Source organism: Aeromonas sp. 603404, from assembly GCF_049171775.1.
GTDB lineage: Bacteria > Pseudomonadota > Gammaproteobacteria > Enterobacterales > Aeromonadaceae > Aeromonas > Aeromonas veronii_A.
The window spans coordinates 760,399-777,559 of record NZ_JAAKPE010000001.1; the positions used below are offsets into that span (position 1 = coordinate 760,399).

Annotated in this window: 14 protein-coding genes; 7 read left to right on the forward strand and 7 right to left on the reverse strand. The window is 59.1% G+C overall.

Going from position 1 to position 17,161, the window contains the following annotated elements; genetic code table 11:
- Window positions 1-313: 313 nt before the first annotated feature.
- The 3 genes from dcd to apbC all read right to left on the reverse strand — a co-directional run bounded on the left by dcd (window position 314) and on the right by apbC (window position 2,796).
- Window positions 314-895 (reverse strand): dCTP deaminase, encoded by a 582-nt coding sequence (dcd, locus tag G5306_RS03320; RefSeq protein ID WP_005336719.1) that lies wholly within the window; start codon window positions 893-895, stop codon window positions 314-316.
- Between the two features lie 63 nt (window positions 896-958).
- Window positions 959-1,603, reverse strand: coding sequence for a uridine kinase (udk, locus tag G5306_RS03325; protein WP_005345570.1), 645 nt, complete (start codon window positions 1,601-1,603; stop codon window positions 959-961).
- A 110-nt stretch (window positions 1,604-1,713) separates the two neighbouring features.
- On the reverse strand, window positions 1,714-2,796 hold the full coding sequence (gene apbC / locus G5306_RS03330) for an iron-sulfur cluster carrier protein ApbC (protein ID WP_139441687.1): 1,083 nt from the start codon (window positions 2,794-2,796) through the stop codon (window positions 1,714-1,716).
- A gap of 186 nt (window positions 2,797-2,982) precedes the next feature.
- Between apbC and metG the strand changes: the two genes are divergently transcribed.
- Window positions 2,983-5,016: a methionine--tRNA ligase gene (gene metG, locus G5306_RS03335; protein WP_421312381.1), complete on the forward strand. Its 2,034-nt coding sequence runs from the start codon at window positions 2,983-2,985 to the stop codon at window positions 5,014-5,016.
- Window positions 5,017-5,153: 137 nt separating this feature from the next.
- Here the strand turns inward: metG and G5306_RS03340 are convergent, their stop codons facing one another.
- Both G5306_RS03340 and G5306_RS03345 read right to left on the reverse strand, forming a co-directional pair.
- A complete protein-coding gene (locus tag G5306_RS03340; RefSeq protein WP_421312382.1) occupies window positions 5,154-6,026 on the reverse strand; it encodes a CHAD domain-containing protein in 873 nt (290 codons plus the stop codon).
- 15 nt (window positions 6,027-6,041) lie between these two features.
- Entirely contained in the window at window positions 6,042-6,314 is a 273-nt protein-coding gene (locus G5306_RS03345; RefSeq protein WP_005345583.1) for an acylphosphatase, read from the reverse strand.
- 82 nt (window positions 6,315-6,396) lie between these two features.
- On the opposite strand from G5306_RS03345, the gene G5306_RS03350 reads away from it, so the two are divergent.
- The 6 genes from G5306_RS03350 to G5306_RS03375 all read left to right on the forward strand — a co-directional run bounded on the left by G5306_RS03350 (window position 6,397) and on the right by G5306_RS03375 (window position 13,892).
- A complete protein-coding gene (locus tag G5306_RS03350; protein ID WP_421312383.1) occupies window positions 6,397-7,827 on the forward strand; it encodes a methyl-accepting chemotaxis protein in 1,431 nt (476 codons plus the stop codon).
- A 113-nt stretch (window positions 7,828-7,940) separates the two neighbouring features.
- Complete coding sequence (locus G5306_RS03355) at window positions 7,941-9,134, forward strand: class I SAM-dependent methyltransferase (RefSeq protein ID WP_421221715.1); 1,194 nt, start codon at window positions 7,941-7,943, stop codon at window positions 9,132-9,134.
- Between the two features lie 345 nt (window positions 9,135-9,479).
- Entirely contained in the window at window positions 9,480-10,664 is a 1,185-nt protein-coding gene (locus tag G5306_RS03360) for an acyltransferase family protein (protein ID WP_421221713.1), read from the forward strand.
- 411 nt (window positions 10,665-11,075) lie between these two features.
- Window positions 11,076-12,113, forward strand: a complete 1,038-nt coding sequence (gene selD, locus G5306_RS03365; protein ID WP_421221711.1) for a selenide, water dikinase SelD — start codon at window positions 11,076-11,078, stop codon at window positions 12,111-12,113.
- Entirely contained in the window at window positions 12,110-13,225 is a 1,116-nt protein-coding gene (mnmH, locus tag G5306_RS03370; protein ID WP_421312384.1) for a tRNA 2-selenouridine(34) synthase MnmH, read from the forward strand. Before selD ends, mnmH begins: the two co-directional genes overlap by 4 nt.
- 22 nt (window positions 13,226-13,247) lie before the next feature.
- Window positions 13,248-13,892, forward strand: coding sequence for an MBL fold metallo-hydrolase (locus G5306_RS03375; RefSeq protein ID WP_421221707.1), 645 nt, complete (start codon window positions 13,248-13,250; stop codon window positions 13,890-13,892).
- Between the two features lie 189 nt (window positions 13,893-14,081).
- Here G5306_RS03375 and rnd read toward each other — a convergent pair whose 3' ends face one another.
- Both rnd and fadD read right to left on the reverse strand, forming a co-directional pair.
- Window positions 14,082-15,194: a ribonuclease D gene (rnd, locus tag G5306_RS03380; RefSeq protein WP_058059758.1), complete on the reverse strand. Its 1,113-nt coding sequence runs from the start codon at window positions 15,192-15,194 to the stop codon at window positions 14,082-14,084.
- A gap of 108 nt (window positions 15,195-15,302) precedes the next feature.
- On the reverse strand, window positions 15,303-16,979 hold the full coding sequence (gene fadD, locus G5306_RS03385; protein WP_085942148.1) for a long-chain-fatty-acid--CoA ligase FadD: 1,677 nt from the start codon (window positions 16,977-16,979) through the stop codon (window positions 15,303-15,305).
- Between the last annotated feature and the right edge of the window lie 182 nt (window positions 16,980-17,161).

Consider the following 17,161-nt stretch of genomic DNA (forward strand, 5'->3'; position numbering starts at 1 on the left):
ATTGAAATATTTCAGCCATAAAAAAAAAGAGCTTTTTGGAAAAAAATATCCTAGAGCCAGTCTTCATGCGGCTTGCCATCGATTAATTAAAGCCATCAATGATTGCAGAAAATGGCAAAATTAGCTGACAATTAAGCCAATGATTTCATTTTTATGACGTTTTTATGACATAAAAACAGGCAAAATTGGTGATAAAACGCCCCTACCCCACCAATCTCATCCGACCAGCACCATCAATCCCATATCCGTTTGATTCCAGATGCAAAAAGGGAGCACCTTGTGCTCCCTTGAATAGTTGCCGTGTTGCCAGTTATCAGTCCTGATTGATGCGGCTGGCAACGGCGCCCTGTTGGCTCTTGTACTTGGCATTTTCCCGCTTGTTGTAGGGACGGGCCGCGACGCCGGAGAGCATCTCGAAGTTCAAGGCGCCAATTTTCATCTTCGGGCGCAGTGCCAGCGGCAGTTTGCCGCCGTTGTAGAACTCCAGCACGATGCGACCGGACCAACCCGGATCGATGCGGTGCGCGGTCACGTGCACCATCAAACCCAGGCGCGCCAGTGAAGAGCGGCCATCCAGCCAGCCGACGATATCGGCAGGCAGGGTGACGGATTCGTAGGTCACCGCCAGCGCCAGCTGACCCGGGTGAAGGTAGAAGGCTTCGCCATCGGGGATGTGGATCTCGTCACTCATCACCCGATCGATGGCATCGGCCATCTCGCTGCTCGGGCCGCTCAGGTCGATATAGGGCGCGGTATGATCGCGAAACACCCGAAACTCGTTACCCAGCAGCACATCGACACTGACACCACTGATCCGCTCTACCCCGGGCCGTGGCTCAATGACGATCTTGCCTTCATCCAGATGGCGTTCAATATCGGTATCACACAGACGCATTGGGCGACTCTCCTGACAAATTGTGCTTTTAAAAAAGCCGGGCATCACCCGGCTTGTTTCATCTTAACCAATCAACATGTGGCGAATACGCGCCTTGAGCATGTCGATGGCGATGCGGTTCTTGCCACCACGGGGCACGATCACATCGGCATACTGTTTGGACGGCTCGATAAACTGCAGGAACATCGGACGCACTGTCTTCTGGTACTGCTTGAGCACGGAGTCCATGGTTCGGCCACGCTCCTGCACATCACGCACCAGACGGCGAAGCAGGCAGATGTCGAGCGGGGTATCCATAAAGATGGAGGCATCCATCAGATCCCGCAGACGGCTGTCGGTCAGCAGCAGGATCCCTTCCAGAATGATCACCCGGCGCGGCGCAAACGGGGTCACTTCGCTCATCCGGGTGTGTTCGGTGTAGGAGTACTGGGGAATGGCAACCGCGTCACCTTTAACCAGCTGGCTCAGGTGCTGTACCAGCAAGTCGTGATCCAGCGCGTTGGGGTGGTCATAGTTGGTCTTGACCCGCTCTTCCATGGTCAGGTGGGTCTGATCACGGTAGTAGCAATCTTCGGTGATCACACCAATCTGACCTGCGCCCAGTTCGGCCACCAGCTCTTCATAAATGGTCTGGGCTATAAGACTTTTGCCAGACGCAGATGCGCCCGCAATACCGATGATCACACACGAATGTTGAGTATCAGACATGACAAATACCTAAAAGAGAAGAGCAGTGGGGATGGTTTAAACCGATCCATTATATAAAAAAGGGTGGGTCATGCCCACCCTCAATTCCCTTTCAAGTGACCGACCGCCGATTATTCATCCAGCGCCATGGCATAGAGGGGGGTCGCAATCGGTTTTGCGCTGAAAAAGAGTTCAGCCCCTACCCTACGCGCCAGCTTCAAATAGGCCTGAGCGAGGCTCCCTTCCGGTGCGCCGAACACCGTCGGGCAGCCATCATCCATGTGTTGGCGGATGTCGATGTGCAGCGGCAACTGGCCAAGCAGCGCCACTTGATACTGCTCTGCCATCTTCTGACCGCCACCGGTACCGAACAGCGGCTCATGATGACCGCAGGCGCTGCAGACGTGATAACTCATGTTCTCGATGATGCCGAGCACCGGCACATTGACCTTGTTGAACATGGCGATCCCCTTGCGGGCATCGGCCAGCGCCACATCCTGCGGGGTGGTGACGATCACTGCCGCCGAAGTCGGCACCTGCTGGGCCATGGTGAGCTGGATATCGCCAGTGCCTGGCGGCATGTCTACCACCAGATAATCCACCTCGCCCCAGCGGGTCTCATGAAGGATCTGCGCCAGCGCCTTGCTCGCCATCGGGCCGCGCCAGATGGTGGCATCCTGCTCAGAGACCAGATAGCCGATGCTGTTGCTCTTTAGGCCGCAGGCCATCACCGGCTCCATCAGCTTGCCGTCATGGCTGACCGGGCGCTCTGTGAGGGTGCCCATCATGGTGGGAATGGAAGGACCATAGATATCGGCATCGAGAATAGCGACCCGCGCGCCCTCTTTTTGCAGGGCCAGCGCCAGGTTGACTGCAGTGGTGGATTTGCCCACCCCCCCCTTGCCGGAGGCGACCACGATGATGTTGCGAATGCCCTGCACGGCATTGAGGCCCTGCGCCCGCGGCATGCTGGCGACGTCAATCTCCAGTGCCCAGTCGATACGGGAGGCGCCGGTGGCGCTGCGCAGCCTGGCATCGTAGTTCTCTTTGAGCTGATCGAGTAGCGAGAGACCGGCAAACGGCAATACCAGCCGGATAGTGAGCCCCTGACCCTGATTGATGATCTCGCGAACGAAGCCGGCATCCACCAGATCCTTGTGCCAGCCAGCTGGCTTAAATTCGGCGAGGATCTGTTTTACTGAATCAATCACCATTAACTCCTCATTATCTTGTCATTATCTTGAGGTGAACGGTTACCGCACACAAATCAGTGGCTTGCCTGCCATCGTAACAGCAGGTGCTGCCAAGGTTGGCATAGCCACAACCCTAGGCAGGCTACCCCCAATTCGGGTAACATGCACGGCACTCTATCATCCCAACAAGCACATCAAGAACGTAATATGGCAACTGATCCTCGTAAAATGCTGGTAACCTGCGCCCTCCCCTATGCCAATGGCTCCATCCATCTTGGCCACATGCTGGAACATATCCAGGCCGATATCTGGGTTCGTTATCAGCGAATGCGCGGTCATCAGGTGCACTTCATCTGTGCCGATGATGCCCACGGCACCCCGATCATGCTCAAGGCTCAGCAGATGGGGATCACCCCGGAAGAGATGATTGCCGCGGTCTCTAAGGAGCACCAGGCCGACTTCGCCGGGTTCAACATCAGCTTTGACAACTATCACTCCACCCACAGCGACGAAAACCGCGAGCTGGCGGAGCTGATCTATGGCCGCCTGAAAAATGGTGGCTTTATCAAGAGCCGCACCATCTCCCAGCTGTTCGATCCGGAAAAATCCATGTTCCTGCCGGACCGTTTCGTCAAGGGGACCTGCCCCAAGTGCAAATCTCCGGAGCAGTATGGCGACAACTGCGACAGCTGCGGCGCTACCTACAGCCCGACTGAGCTTATCGATCCGAAATCTGCCGTCTCCGGCGCCACTCCGGTAATGAAGGACTCCGAGCACTTCTTCTTCGACCTGCCGCAGTTTGAAAAATGGCTCTCTGAGTGGGTGCGTGGCTCCGGCGCCATTCAGGAAGAGATGGCCAACAAGATGCAGGAGTGGTTCGAAAGCGGCTTGCAACAGTGGGACATCACCCGTGATGCCCCCTACTTCGGGTTCGAAATTCCCGGCGCGCCGGGCAAGTACTTCTACGTCTGGCTGGATGCCCCCATCGGTTACATAGCTTCCTTCAAGAACCTGTGCAACAAGCGTGGCGACATCGACTTTGACAGCTACTGGAAAGCGGACTCCGACGCCGAGCTCTACCACTTCATCGGCAAGGACATCGCCTACTTCCACTGCCTGTTCTGGCCGTCCATGCTAGAAGGTGCCAACTTCCGCAAGCCGACCAAGGTCAACGTGCACGGTTATGTGACCGTCAACGGCGCCAAGATGTCCAAGTCCAAGGGCACCTTTATCAAGGCATCTACCTACCTGAACCACCTGGATCCGGAGTGCCTGCGTTACTACTACGCCGCCAAGCTCAACAGCCGCATCGATGATCTGGACCTGAACCTCGAAGATTTCGTGCAGCGCGTCAATACCGACGTGGTCAACAAGCTGGTCAACCTTGCCTCCCGCAACGCCGGTTTTATCGCCAAGCGTTTTGGCGGCAAGCTGGCGGCAACCTGCGCCGAACCCGAGCTCTACGCCGAATTCGCCAATGCTCGTACCGCCATTGCCGAGGCTTATGAGAGCCGCGAATTCAGCCGCGCCATCCGCGAAATCATGGCGCTGGCCGACAAGGCCAACCGCTACGTGGACGACAAGGCTCCCTGGGTTATCGCCAAGCAGGAAGGCGCTGATGCCGAGCTGCAAGCTGTCTGCTCCGTCGGCATCAACCTGTTCCGCGTGCTGATGGCCTACCTCAAGCCCGTCATGCCGCTCTTGGCCGAGCGCGCCGAAGCCTTCCTGGCCGAAACCCTCAGCTGGGATGGCATCGAGATGCCGCTGGTCGATCACACCGTGGCACCGTTCAAAGCCCTCTTCTCCCGCATCGAGCCGGCGAAGATTGAAGCCATGATCGAGGCATCCAAGGAAGACTTGGCCAAAGAGCAGGCACCGAAAGTGAGCGGCCCGCTGGCTGATGACCCCATCAGCGAAACCATCACCTATGACGATTTTGCCAAGATTGACCTGCGCGTCGCGCTGATTAAGAAGGCCGAAGCGGTACCGGAAGCCGAGAAGCTGCTCAAGCTGCAACTGGATATCGGCGGTGAAACCCGTCAGGTGTTTGCCGGTATCAAGTCCGCCTACAACCCGGAAGATCTGGAAGGCAAGCTGACCGTGATGGTGGCCAACCTGGCTCCGCGCAAGATGCGTTTCGGCATGTCCGAAGGCATGGTGCTGGCCGCAGGCCCGGGCGGCAAGGATCTCTGGATCCTGGAGCCGCAGGAAGGCGCCCAGCCAGGGATGCGCGTCAAGTAAGCACATCGCTGACTGCGATCACAGCCAGATAGAGAAGAGAGGCCAAACGGTCTCTCTTTTTTTGTCTCACCTGTTTGGCTTGGTTAGTTTTTGTAGATGCTGGTCGCGGATTACTTTCGTAGATTGCGGCCTCGAGGCTATCCACCGCTTGACTTGGTGGACGATACATTTTGTTCTGAATACCTTACCAGCCGACTTGCCATGTCTTCCATGTTGTGACCTGCCTGCATCGCCAGTTTGAGCGCTACCAGCTCCGCCTGCTGGCAGTCCAGTTGACGCAAACGGACAGTGATCTTTTGCTTCAACTGCTGCCGCAGTTTCGTCTGCTTGCGGGTGTTCCCCTGCTCTGCTCGCAACCTCCGCCGCCATTGACGCCAATCCTGCAACTGGCCGAGTCGCTCCTGCCAGTGAGTCAGGGTGCTCAACCAGCCCGGATCTCCACTCCCCAGATCCAGCAACAATTCCACGCCATAACGGGCCTGCTTGATCTCGAGGCGCAGCCGATGCCAGCGGCGCAACTGTTGCTGACGGGAGCAGGCCGATTTCCCAACGCAGGGTATAGGTTCATCGAGAGCGCTCTGCGCCTCATCAAGGCACAGGGCCAGATGCTGCTGATAGAGGAACGCCAATGCCCGCGCATCCTGCACCTGCACCTGTGCCACCGCCGCAAGCCAGCGGGCCAGTCGCCTCGACAACAGGGGCACTCGACAGGCCGATTTGTGGGTATTGCCCGTGCTGGCAGGCGGCTTGCCAAAACGCTCGGCGTAGACCTGAGCATCCCGCAGCGCCGAGAGCTGCCCGACCGAGCGCAGCAGACGCTGCTCCAGCTCGGGATGATAGGCGAGTGGTCGCCACAGGGCGAGCAGTGCCAGCAAGCGGCGCGCCGCGATACGGTAGCCATGCACGGCCGGTTCGCTGGCCTCTTCGCGCACCGCTCGCGCCGCCTCCTGATAACGGGCGACCCAGCTTGTTGCCTGAGTCAGCAACAGACTTTCCTTGTCAGCGTCCATCTCGTCCCCGCCCCTTCAGTTGGTGTGAAAGCCCTGGCCGGTGGGCGGCAGCGCCTCTTCATACTCCATCCGGGTCACCCTGGCGGTGCGCGGGCCATGCTCCAGCCAACCCAGCATCATCTGCACCCCCTGCGCGGGGCCGCTGATGAGGATCTCCACCGAGCCATCCTCCAGGTTGTAGGCATGGCCCCGCAAACCCAGTTGCAGCGCCCGCTCACGGGTGAAATAGCGAAATCCCACCCCCTGCACCTGCCCCCACACCCGAATGACAAACGATTGCTCTCCCATTTCTCACACCTTCCGCTTAAGAAAAAAATTACCGAGACGATAATGTGCCCGACACTCTATCTCTGCAGGATGCAGCTCCATTATGAAAGAAGTTAAATTCCGGTGGGTTGACCGCTATCTCATTCACCTCACCATCAGTGAAAAATTCCATATCGCGTTCTGGTTACCTCTCTTCATCATCGCCTTTCTCAGCTGGTATATGCTGGCGGCCAGCCATCAGCAGGAGATCTCCCAGCGGGTAGCGCAGTTGCAGCAACGGGTCGAGACCACAGCGCAGCTGGTCAGCCAGCAGCCCACTCTGGTGTTGCCTGCTGATCTGCGTCTGACCCGGCAAGGCAGCAGCGGGTTGCAACAGCAAGGGGAGCACTACCTCTTTACCGCGCCAGCAGGTCAGGCGGGCTACGTCACCGGTGATCTCGATACCGGCAACCTCTCCATGTGGGAGGGTCAGGGCTCGACCCTGCTTCTGATCGGCGCGCTGGCCGCCCTGATGGCGCTGGTGATCCACTACATGATGACCTTTGTCTCCGGAGCGCTTTACTCCACCAACAAGGCGCTGCAAACCGTGGCGGACGGCGATCTCACCTTCCGTCTCAACTTCTTCCCGGTACGCGACGAGTTCTCCACCCTGGCGGGCAGCATCGACCGCTTTACCGACCGCCAGCACCAGATCGTCAAACTGGTGGAAGAGTCTGCCGAAGCGTTGACCATGGCCGCCGATGAGTTTCGTGACCATGCCCGCGAAGGCGAGACCATGGCCCGTTCCCAGCGCCAACACATGGATTCACTGGCCACCGCCATGGAGCAGATGTCGGCAGCGATCCGCGAAGTAGCGCGCAATGCCAACGACACCCTGCAGCAGACCCGTCAATCGAGCGAAGAGGCGGCCAATGGCGCCAACCGGGTGGCACGTACCATAGAGGCAATCCGCACCCTGGCCGACGAGATTGGCAACGCCTCCGGTGCAGTCGAGCGGCTCACCCACAACGCCAACCGGATCAACGAGGTGGTCAACGTCATCAACGCCATCTCCCAGCAGACCAACCTGCTGGCCCTCAACGCCGCCATCGAAGCGGCCCGTGCCGGTGAGCAGGGTCGCGGCTTTGCGGTGGTGGCGGATGAAGTGCGTACCCTCGCCAGCCGTACCCAGCAGGCTACGGTGGAGATCCAGCAGATGATCGAAGAGCTGCAGACCGGTACCGGCGCGCTGAACGAGATCATGGAAAAGACTGTAGGGCGCGCCGCCAGCAGCCAGCAGCTCATCAGCGAAGTGGGGCTCGATATCGAGAAGCTGAGCAACCACAGCGATGCGGTGCTGGAGATGAGCACCCAGATCGCTACCTCGAGCGAAGAGCAAAGCTCGGTCGCCGCCGAGATCACCCACAATCTGGATCAGGTACGCCATGAAGCGGCGCAGGTGGAAGAGTCCGCCAGCGCCTCGGTAGCCGGTACGCAGGGGCTCAAAGCCACCGCCAGCGAGCTGACCCAGGCACTCAAGGGGATTAAGCTCTGACCGTATGAGGTGTCAGATCAGGGCAACCCCATCCATTACACAGGGTTGTTTGAGTTTTACCTGCGGGCCACATAGAATGTGGCCCCTTTTCTTTCTACCATCGGCAAACATCCATGAGCGCTTCCATCTATCTCGTCAAAGGCCGCGAAAAATCCCTGCTGCGTCGCCACCCCTGGATCTTCTCCAAGGGGATTGAGCGGGTTCAGGGCAACCCCATTGACGGCGATACCGTCGAGATCTATGCCAACGATGGCAAGTGGCTCGCCCGTGGCGCCTGGTCAGGCAGTTCCCAGATCCGTGCCCGAGTCTGGACCTTCGACAAGGATGAGACCGTCGATCTCGACTTCTTTATCCGTCGTCTCAAATATGCGCAGGAGTCTCGCGATCCGCTGATCAAGCGTCAGGGTCTCACCGGCTATCGCCTCTGCGCCGCCGAATCCGACGGCCTACCGGGTCTGACCATCGACCGTTATGCCGATTTTCTGGTGTGCCAGATCCTCTCTGCCGGTGCCGAGTTCCAGCGTGAGCTGATAACGCAAGCACTGCGTACCCTCTATCCAGAGTGCAGCATCTATGAGCGCTCCGATGTGGCAGTGCGCAAGAAGGAAGGGCTGAAAGAGCGCACCGGCGTCATCTATGGCGAGACCCCGAACGAGCCGGTGGTCATCGAGGAGAACGGTGGCGTCAAGATCCTGGTGGATATTCGCAACGGCCATAAAACCGGCTTCTATCTGGATCAGCGGGACAACCGTCAGGCTGCCGCCAAATACACCGAAGGCAAGCGCGTCCTCAACTGCTTCTGCTACACCGGCGGGTTTGGCGTTTATGCCCTCAAGGGCGGCGCCAAGGAAGTGGTCAACGTCGATCTCTCCCAGAATGCGCTGGATATCGCCCGCCAGAATGCCGAGCTGAACGGGCTGGATATCAGCAACACCCAGTTTGTCCGTCACGACGTGTTCAAGCTGCTGCGTGAATATCGCGAAAAGGGCGAGAAGTTCGACGTCATCGTGCTGGATCCACCCAAGTTCGCCGAGAGCAAAGCCCAGCTGCTGGGTGCCTGCCGCGGCTACAAGGACATCAACATGCTGGCATTCCAGCTGCTGGCGCCGGGTGGCGTGCTCTTGACCTACTCCTGCTCCGGCCTGATGGAGCAGAGTCTGTTCCAGAAGATCGTTGCCGATGCAGCGCTCGATGCCGGTCGCGATGCCCAGATCCTGGAGCTGCTCTCCCAGGCCTCCGATCACCCCATCGGTACCGCCTATCCGGAAGGCTTCTACCTCAAGGGTCTGGTGGTACGCGCCCGCTGATCGGCAACCACCCTCCCCTTGTGATCAATCAGGCCCCTTGCGGGCCTGATTGTTTTGCTTAACGCCTATAGACCTGCCCCTCGCCCCGTTGACCACCCTCTCTGCTTTATTGGTGTTCTCTCTCCTCCTCTTTCCCTGCCTGCGTCCCACGTCTTTATCTGTTTAAATTTTTTTGCACAATAACTGCACATTTATGATTTAAATCACACCCGTATGACTCTCTTTTCCGTAGTGTGATCCCGCCTGCGGCAGCCAAGCCGGAGCAACCGTCCTATCAGGAGTGATGGACGGTACAACAACAAAAATCGATGTCAGGCCAAGCTGAACATCACAAGGGATCCCGTTATGAATCAATCATTGCCGCTGTTAACGCCGCTGCGGGGCATCGCTGCCCTGATGGTGGTGCTGTTCCATGCCCGCTTGCTGCTCTTTCCCCAGTGGATGGAGTCGATCGCAGGCCACACCCAACTCATCGAGAATGGCTACCTCTGGGTCGACCTGTTCTTTATTTTGAGCGGCGTGGTGCTGGCCCATGTCTATGGCGAGGCCTTCACCCGCACGCCCCGCACCGTGAGCTATGGCCGTTTTCTCTGGCTGCGGCTGACCCGTGTCTACCCCCTCTACCTCGTCACCCTGCTGCTGCTGGTCGGCTGGGAGCTTTACAAGGCGCAGCACGGGGTGGGCTTCTACGCCGGCCCCTTGTTCAAGATGTGGGAGTGGGAAGGGATGCCCCCCTTCGGCTCCCCCTTCACCCCGGCCGAGGCGTTGCCGAGCGCCTTCCTACTGCTACAGGTGGTAACCGATCACGGATTGACCTGGAACTTCGCAGCCTGGTCGCTCAGCGTGGAGTGGATCAGCTACCTGCTGTTCCCGCTGCTGATCCCGCTGGCGGTCACCCGCAGTCGCTGGAGCCATCTCGCCCCCCTGCTGGCGCTGACGGTGCTGGCCTTTATCGTGCACAGTCGCGGCACTCTGGATGTCACCAGCGGCGCGCTGGCGGTGGGGCGCGGGGTGAGTGAATTTGTGCTCGGCCTCTGGCTACTGCCGAGGGTCAAGGCCGCGAAAAACTTCCCCATGATGAAGCATGATCTGCCGCTGCTGGTCGCCTTTATGCTGCCCTTCGCGCTGATGCAGTTCACCATGACGCCACCACTGACACTGCTGCTGATCAGCTCCTACGTGCTGCTGATCTGGATTGCCGCCTGTCAAGGCGATCGCCAAAGCCCGCTGCTGCACCTCCTGGATAACCGCTTCACCAACTGGCTGGGGGATCTCTCCTACTCCATCTACCTGCTCCATGCGCTGGTACTGCTCACTGGCTGCGAGCTCATCCACTATCTGGCGCCGGGGATCACCGAGTGGTGGTATGGCCAGACCAACCCGCTGCTGGGGGTAGTGGCAACCTTGCTGATGCTGGCGGTGCTGATCGGGCTCTCGGCGTTGAGCTACAACCTGCTGGAGCGGCCACTGCAACGGTGCCTGCGCCGCTGGGGCAAGGCTCGCCAACCGGTGCTGGAGCAAGCCGGCTAATCTGCATTCGCCAGCTGATTGCCCCGCAGAGGTTAAGCCAACCTCTGCGGGGCAAGTCCACGATTTCTCTTCACCCCTGCCGATAACTGAGCGGCTCATGCCAGCGCCCTCCTCCCTTACCTTTCACCCGCCAATCCCCTTCGCTTTGTGTGAATTCCTGTTCGAACCGGAGGGGGCATTTATGGCATAATGCCCTGTCCTGTGGCCCTTGGCGGGGCTGTGTTGGCGCATCTTTCGCCTCTTCTTCCCCGCCCTACCCGGCAGCCCTGCGTGACTGCCTGACATCACTGCTTCCAGAAGCAGCCAAGGCCACCTATTTTTGCGGCTCTTTACATGACGGTAGATGGCCGCGCATTGACCAAGATGGCTCCCGCAGAGCCTCTGCACACGGTGCACAAACAAGGGGTAAGTATGTCTTCCATTCGTCTGACCCAATACAGCCACGGCGCTGGCTGTGGCTGCAAAATCTCTCCCAAGGTGCTCGACACCATTCTCAAGAGCCAGATCCCGGGCTTCAACGACCCGACCCTGATCGTTGGCAACAGCAGCAAGGATGACGCGGCCGTGGTCGATATCGGCAACGGTCAGGGCATTGTCTCCACCACCGACTTCTTCATGCCCATCGTCGATGATCCCTTCACCTTTGGCCGCATCGCCGCCACCAACGCCATCAGCGATATCTACGCCATGGGCGGCAAGCCTATCGTTGCCATCGCCATCCTCGGCTGGCCCATCAATACCCTGCCCGCAGAAGTGGCCCAGCAGGTGATCGACGGTGGCCGTCAGGTGTGCCACGAAGCGGGGATTTCACTGGCCGGTGGTCACAGTATCGATGCCCCCGAGCCCATCTTCGGTCTTGCGGTGACCGGTATCGTGCCTCTGGATGCCATCAAGCAGAACGACACCGCCAAGGTGGGTGACACCCTCTATCTGACCAAGCCCCTTGGTATCGGCATCCTCACCACAGCCCAGAAGAAGGGCAAGCTGAAGCCTGAACACGAGCAGCTGGCCCCCAACGCCATGTGCACCCTCAACAAGATTGGCCAGCGTTTTGCCGAGCTGCCGGGTGTGCACGCCATGACCGACGTCACCGGTTTTGGTCTGGCTGGCCATCTGCTGGAGATGTGTGAAGGATCCAATGTCAGCGCCCGCCTCGACTTCAAGGCGCTGCCGCTACTGGACGAGGTAGATTACTACCTCGCCGAGGGCTGCGTACCGGGCGGGACTCTGCGCAACCACGACTCCTACGGCCACAAGCTGGATGCCATGGACGATCGCACCCGCAACATCATGTGCGACCCGCAAACCAGCGGCGGCCTGCTGGTCGCCGTGGGTAAAGAGAGCGAAGCCGAGCTGCTCGCCATCGCGCAAGACGCTGGGCTAAAACTCTCGCCCATCGGTCAGATCAAGCCCCTTGAGGGCTCCCGCTTTATCGAGATTGTCCAATGAGTGAATTGCCACTGGCCACGGACTACGCCCAGATTTTTTTAGGCGATGTGCCGTTGATTGATGTGCGCGCCCCCATCGAGTTCAAGGAGGGGGCCTTCCCCTGCTCGACCAGCCTGCCCTTGATGACAGACGATGAGCGCGCCCAGGTGGGGACCTGCTTCAAGAAGCAGGGGCAGGCCGCCGCCATTGAGCTTGGACACAAGCTGGTGGGGGGAGCAGTACGGGCCGAGCGACTCGAAGGCTGGCTGGCGCAGTTGCGCAAGCAGCCCGATGCCATGCTCTACTGCTTTCGCGGCGGCCTGCGCTCGCAAACCGTACAACAGTGGCTGGCTGAAGCGGGGGTGACTCGCCCCCGCGTCGCCGGTGGCTACAAGGAGCTGCGCCGCTTCCTGATCGACACCCAGGACAAGGCCTCTGCCGAGTGCCACTGGACTGTGCTGACCGGCATGACCGGTTCCGGCAAGACCCATATGCTGGACCACGTGGCCCAGGCGCTCGATCTGGAAGGACACGCCCATCACAGGGGCTCGTCGTTTGGTCAACTGCCCGGCGGCCAGCCCAGCAACATCAATTTTGAAAACAACATGGCCATCGAGCTGCTCAAGCGCCGCCATCAGGGCGAGCATGCCTTCGTGGTGGAAGATGAGAGTCGCCTGATCGGCCGCTGCTGCCTGCCCCTCTCCCTCCATGAGGCCATGAGTCAGGCACCGCTGGTGGTGGTTGATGTACCGCAAATCGATCGGGCCGAGCAGATCCGCGAAGATTACGTGCACGATCTCTGGCTGCGCTATCAAGCCATGTATGGCCAAGAAGAGGGATGGCCGCTGTTTGCCGCCTATCTCACCGATGCGCTGGCCCGCCTCAAGCGCCGTCTTGGCGATCAGGCCCACCGCGAGCTGGATGCCCTGATGCAGACCGCCCTCACCGAGCAGGAAAAGAGCGGTGATACCGCGCTGCATCTGGCCTGGATCACGTTGCTGCTGACCCGCTACTACGACCCCATGTATCTCTATCAGCTTGGCAACAAGCAGGAGCGCATCGTGTTTCGCGGTGACAAGCAGGCCTGTCTCGACTATTTCGCCGAGCAGCATGCCAGCGCGCTGCGCGGCTGACCCATCCCAAGAGAGGAACTCTATGTTGAAATTCGAGGTGATCCCGGTCACCCAGTTCGCCCAGAACTGCTCCCTCATCTGGTGTGACGAGACCCATCAGGCGGCCCTGATCGATCCGGGCGGCGAAGCGGACAAACTGCTGGCGGCCATCGCCAAGCGCGGCCTGACCCTAACCCACATCCTGCTGACCCACGGTCATCTGGATCATGTGGGTGCCGCCGCCGAGCTGCGGGAAAACACCGGCGTCGCCATTACCGGCCCCCACAAGGAGGACGCCTTCTGGCTCGACATGCTGCCCCAGCAGAGCCAGATGTTCGGCTTCGCCCATACCCCCGCCTTCACGCCGGATCGCTGGCTTGAGCAGGGTGACAAGGTGCAGCTTGGCCAGTGCGAGCTGGATGTCTACTTCTGCCCCGGCCACACCCCGGGCCATATTGTGCTGCTGAACCAGGCCGAAAAACTCGCTTGGGTTGGCGATGTGCTGTTTGCCGGCAGCATCGGCCGCACCGACTTCCCCCGTGGGGATCACGGTACGCTGATTAAGTCGATCACCGAGACCCTGCTGCCCCTTGGCGATGAGATCGTCTTTATCCCGGGCCATGGCCCCAGCTCAACCTTCGGCCGCGAGAAGGCGAGCAACCCCTACCTGACCCAGCCTATCTGGTGATCAAAAATGGCAGCGGTGTTAGCCGCTGCCTTTTCTTCTCTGCTCTCTTTTTCACTCTCGACTCCTGCCATCCGGCCAGCCACGTCCCACCAGCGTTTCCCATTTCGGCATGCCCATTTGTCTCTTTCGCCCAATAAAAATCCCCACCCGAGGGTGAGGATTGATTTATAGGTGCAACCGTCTGGTGGCTTATTGTGCCAGCAGGTGACCTACCAGCTCATGACGCCACCCTTGCAGCAGCATCGGCTTGTCGCTGCGAGCCCGCTCTTCGTCGTTCATCCGCCAGCTCCAGGTGAAGTACTGGTGAATGATCTTCTTGCTGGCAATCAGCTCGGGCGGAATATTGCTCGCCTTGGCCTTCTCTTCCACCATGGCCTTGATGCGCTTGAGCTCGGCCTTGTACTGGGGAAAGTCCACGAGCCGGCGAATGGGCTCGGGCCAGCTGTCAGGATCGCTCTGCTGCGCCTTGGCGACAATATCGAGCATCCGCTTGCCGTGGATCTTGATCTCGATGGGCGAGAGGCCGAGCTCGTTGAGATCCCGCAGGGAGGCAGGACGACGCTCCGCCACCTTGAACAGGTGCAGCTCTTTCACCACAAAATTGAGGGCCAGATCCCGGCGCACCGCCTCTTGCTGGCGCCAGGCGGCCAGCTCGCGCAGAATGGCGAGCTCGCGGCGACCCAGTTGCCAGGCGTTGACGATGTCAAGATATGCCTGACGGGGATCGCTACCCTGGGTCTTGCGGGCGGAGTGGTTCTGGCACTCCTGCTCGAACCAGGCAAACTTGCCGCTTTCCCGCAGTTTGGCCATCACCTTCTCGTAGAGCGGCATCAGGTAGAAGACATCCGCCGCCGCGTATTCGAGCTGACGCGGTGTAAGCGGGCGTGCCAGCCAGTCGGTGCGCGCCTGATCTTTTTCCAGCTCGACCCCGAGGAATTCATTCACCAGCGCACCAAAGCCGACCGAAACGCCGTAACCGAGAAAGGCGGTAGCAAGCTGGGTGTCGTGCATCTGGTTGGGCAGGTGGCCAGCCTGATGCTGGATAAGCTCCAGATCTTCGCCAGAGGCGTGCAGGATGGCGATCTGCCCTTCCCTGCCCAGTCGTTGCCAGAGGGCGGAGAGATCCAGGGTAAGCGGATCCAGCAGCGCCAGATGCTCGCCGTCATAGATCTGGAACAGGCCAAGCTGGGGATAGTAGGTACGGGTGCGAACGAATTCAGTATCGATAGCCAGGGGAACGTCGGCCAGAGAAGCGAGATACTGCTCAAGTTCGTCTTGCTGAGTGATAAGTTGATAGTGCATCTGTGCCTGCGCGGTTGATCAGGGCCAAAAAGAAAAAACCGTGGGATGACCCACGGTTTTGCATAACGACGGTGCTGGTTTGCAGAGGGTTCTGCAGCTGCAGTCCGGTTATTGCTTGGCAATCTCCTCGTCGCGCAGTACGCGGCGCAGGATCTTGCCCACATTGGTCTTGGGAAGTTCGTCACGAAATTCTACCAGTTTCGGCACCTTATAGGCAGTCAGATGTTTGCGGCAGTGGGCAATAATCTCGTCCTCCTGCAATTTTGCATCTTTCTTGACCACAAAGATCTTCACCAGCTCGCCGGAAACCTTGTGTGGCACACCGACCGCGGCCACTTCCAACACTTTCGGGTGCAGGGCAACGACATCTTCGATCTCGTTCGGATAGACGTTGAAACCGGAGACCAGGATCATGTCCTTCTTGCGGTCAACGATCTTGAAGAAGCCCTGTTCGTCGCACACCGCGATATCACCGGTACAGAGCCAGCCATCCTGCATCACTTCGGCAGTGGCCTCCGGGCGCTGCCAGTAGCCCACCATCACCTGCGGGCCGCGCACCTGCATCTCGCCCGGGGTGCCGAGGGCGTGAATCACCTGACCGTTGTCATCTACCAGACGGATCTCGGTAGAGCAGACCGGCAGACCGATGGAGCCGTTGTAATCGGTCAGATCGTAGGGGCAGACGCTCACCAGTGGCGAACACTCGGTCAGGCCATAGCCTTCCAGCAGCGGAGTGTCGGTCAGTGTCTTCCACTTCTCCGCAACCGCGCGCTGCACTGCCATGCCGCCGCCGATGGTGAGCTTGAGCTTGTCAAAGGCGATCCCCTGAAACTCTTCATTGTTGACCAGCGCATTGAACAGGGTGTTGACCCCGGTAATGCAGGTGAAGGGATACTTCTTGATCTCTTTGACAAACCCCGGGATGTCGCGCGGGTTGCTGATCAGCAGATTGTAACCGCCGATACGCATAAAGAGCAGGCAGTTCACGGTCAGGGCGAAGACGTGATAGAGGGGCAATGCGGTGACCACGAACTCCTTGCCACGCTCCAGCATGGGGCCGTAGACGCCGAGGCACTGCTCGACGTTGGCAATCATGTTGCGATGGGTCAGCATGGCCCCTTTGGAGAGGCCGGTGGTGCCACCGGTGTACTGCAGGAAGGCGAGATCGTCGTTGGTGATCTCCGGCTTGATGTACTGCAGGAAACGCCCCTTGGAGAGGGCCTGACGCATGGTGGTAGCGTGGGGCAGATTGTATTTCGGCACCAGCTTCTTGACGTACTTGACCACGAAGTTGACCAGGGTGCCCTTGGCCAGCCCCAGATTGTCCCCCATCCGGGTCAGGATAACGTGCTTGATCGGGGTGTCGTAGACCACTTTTTCCAGGGTATGGGCGAAGTTGGAGACGATGACGATGGCCTTGGCACCGGAATCTTTGAGCTGATGCTCCAGCTCGCGCGGGGTATAGAGCGGGTTGACGTTGACCACGATCATGCCGGCGCGCAGGATGCCGAACACGGCGATGGGGTATTGCAGCAGGTTCGGCATCATCACCGCAACCCGATCCCCTTTCTCCAGCTTCAGCTCGTTTTGCAGGTAGGCAGCAAAGGCGCGGGACTGCTCTTCCAGTCGGCGGTAGGTGATGGTTTGGCCCATGTTGACGAAGGCGGGCTGATCGGCAAACTGGGTCACCGATGATTCGAACATCTCGACCAGGGAGCTGTATTGGTCTGGATTGATCTCGGCGGGGACCCCTTCCGGATAACGTTTCAGCCAGACTTTTTCCACAAACTTCTCCTGCATAACTAGCACCTGTGCGCTCACTTTGTTGCCTCCGTCCCGGTTCACATCCATTTTAATCGGTTGTTTTAAGCTGATGCTCTAATGCCGCACATATTTACACAGCGCAACATCAATTAACAGCAAATTAACAACAGAAAAATGTGAGGGAGAAAACAAACCTGGAATTA

Coding starts and splice junctions, on each gene's coding strand:
- udk (WP_005345570.1), bottom strand. CDS start 1,603: ATGTCTGATACTCAACATTCGTGTGTGATCATCGGTATTGCGGGCGCA.
- G5306_RS03375 (WP_421221707.1), top strand. CDS start 13,248: ATGTTGAAATTCGAGGTGATCCCGGTCACCCAGTTCGCCCAGAACTGC.
- mnmH (WP_421312384.1), top strand. CDS start 12,110: ATGAGTGAATTGCCACTGGCCACGGACTACGCCCAGATTTTTTTAGGC.
- G5306_RS03350 (WP_421312383.1), top strand. CDS start 6,397: ATGAAAGAAGTTAAATTCCGGTGGGTTGACCGCTATCTCATTCACCTC.
- selD (WP_421221711.1), top strand. CDS start 11,076: ATGTCTTCCATTCGTCTGACCCAATACAGCCACGGCGCTGGCTGTGGC.
- G5306_RS03345 (WP_005345583.1), bottom strand. CDS start 6,314: ATGGGAGAGCAATCGTTTGTCATTCGGGTGTGGGGGCAGGTGCAGGGG.
- G5306_RS03340 (WP_421312382.1), bottom strand. CDS start 6,026: ATGGACGCTGACAAGGAAAGTCTGTTGCTGACTCAGGCAACAAGCTGG.
- dcd (WP_005336719.1), bottom strand. CDS start 895: ATGCGTCTGTGTGATACCGATATTGAACGCCATCTGGATGAAGGCAAG.
- G5306_RS03355 (WP_421221715.1), top strand. CDS start 7,941: ATGAGCGCTTCCATCTATCTCGTCAAAGGCCGCGAAAAATCCCTGCTG.
- G5306_RS03360 (WP_421221713.1), top strand. CDS start 9,480: ATGAATCAATCATTGCCGCTGTTAACGCCGCTGCGGGGCATCGCTGCC.
- apbC (WP_139441687.1), bottom strand. CDS start 2,796: ATGGTGATTGATTCAGTAAAACAGATCCTCGCCGAATTTAAGCCAGCT.
- metG (WP_421312381.1), top strand. CDS start 2,983: ATGGCAACTGATCCTCGTAAAATGCTGGTAACCTGCGCCCTCCCCTAT.
- rnd (WP_058059758.1), bottom strand. CDS start 15,194: ATGCACTATCAACTTATCACTCAGCAAGACGAACTTGAGCAGTATCTC.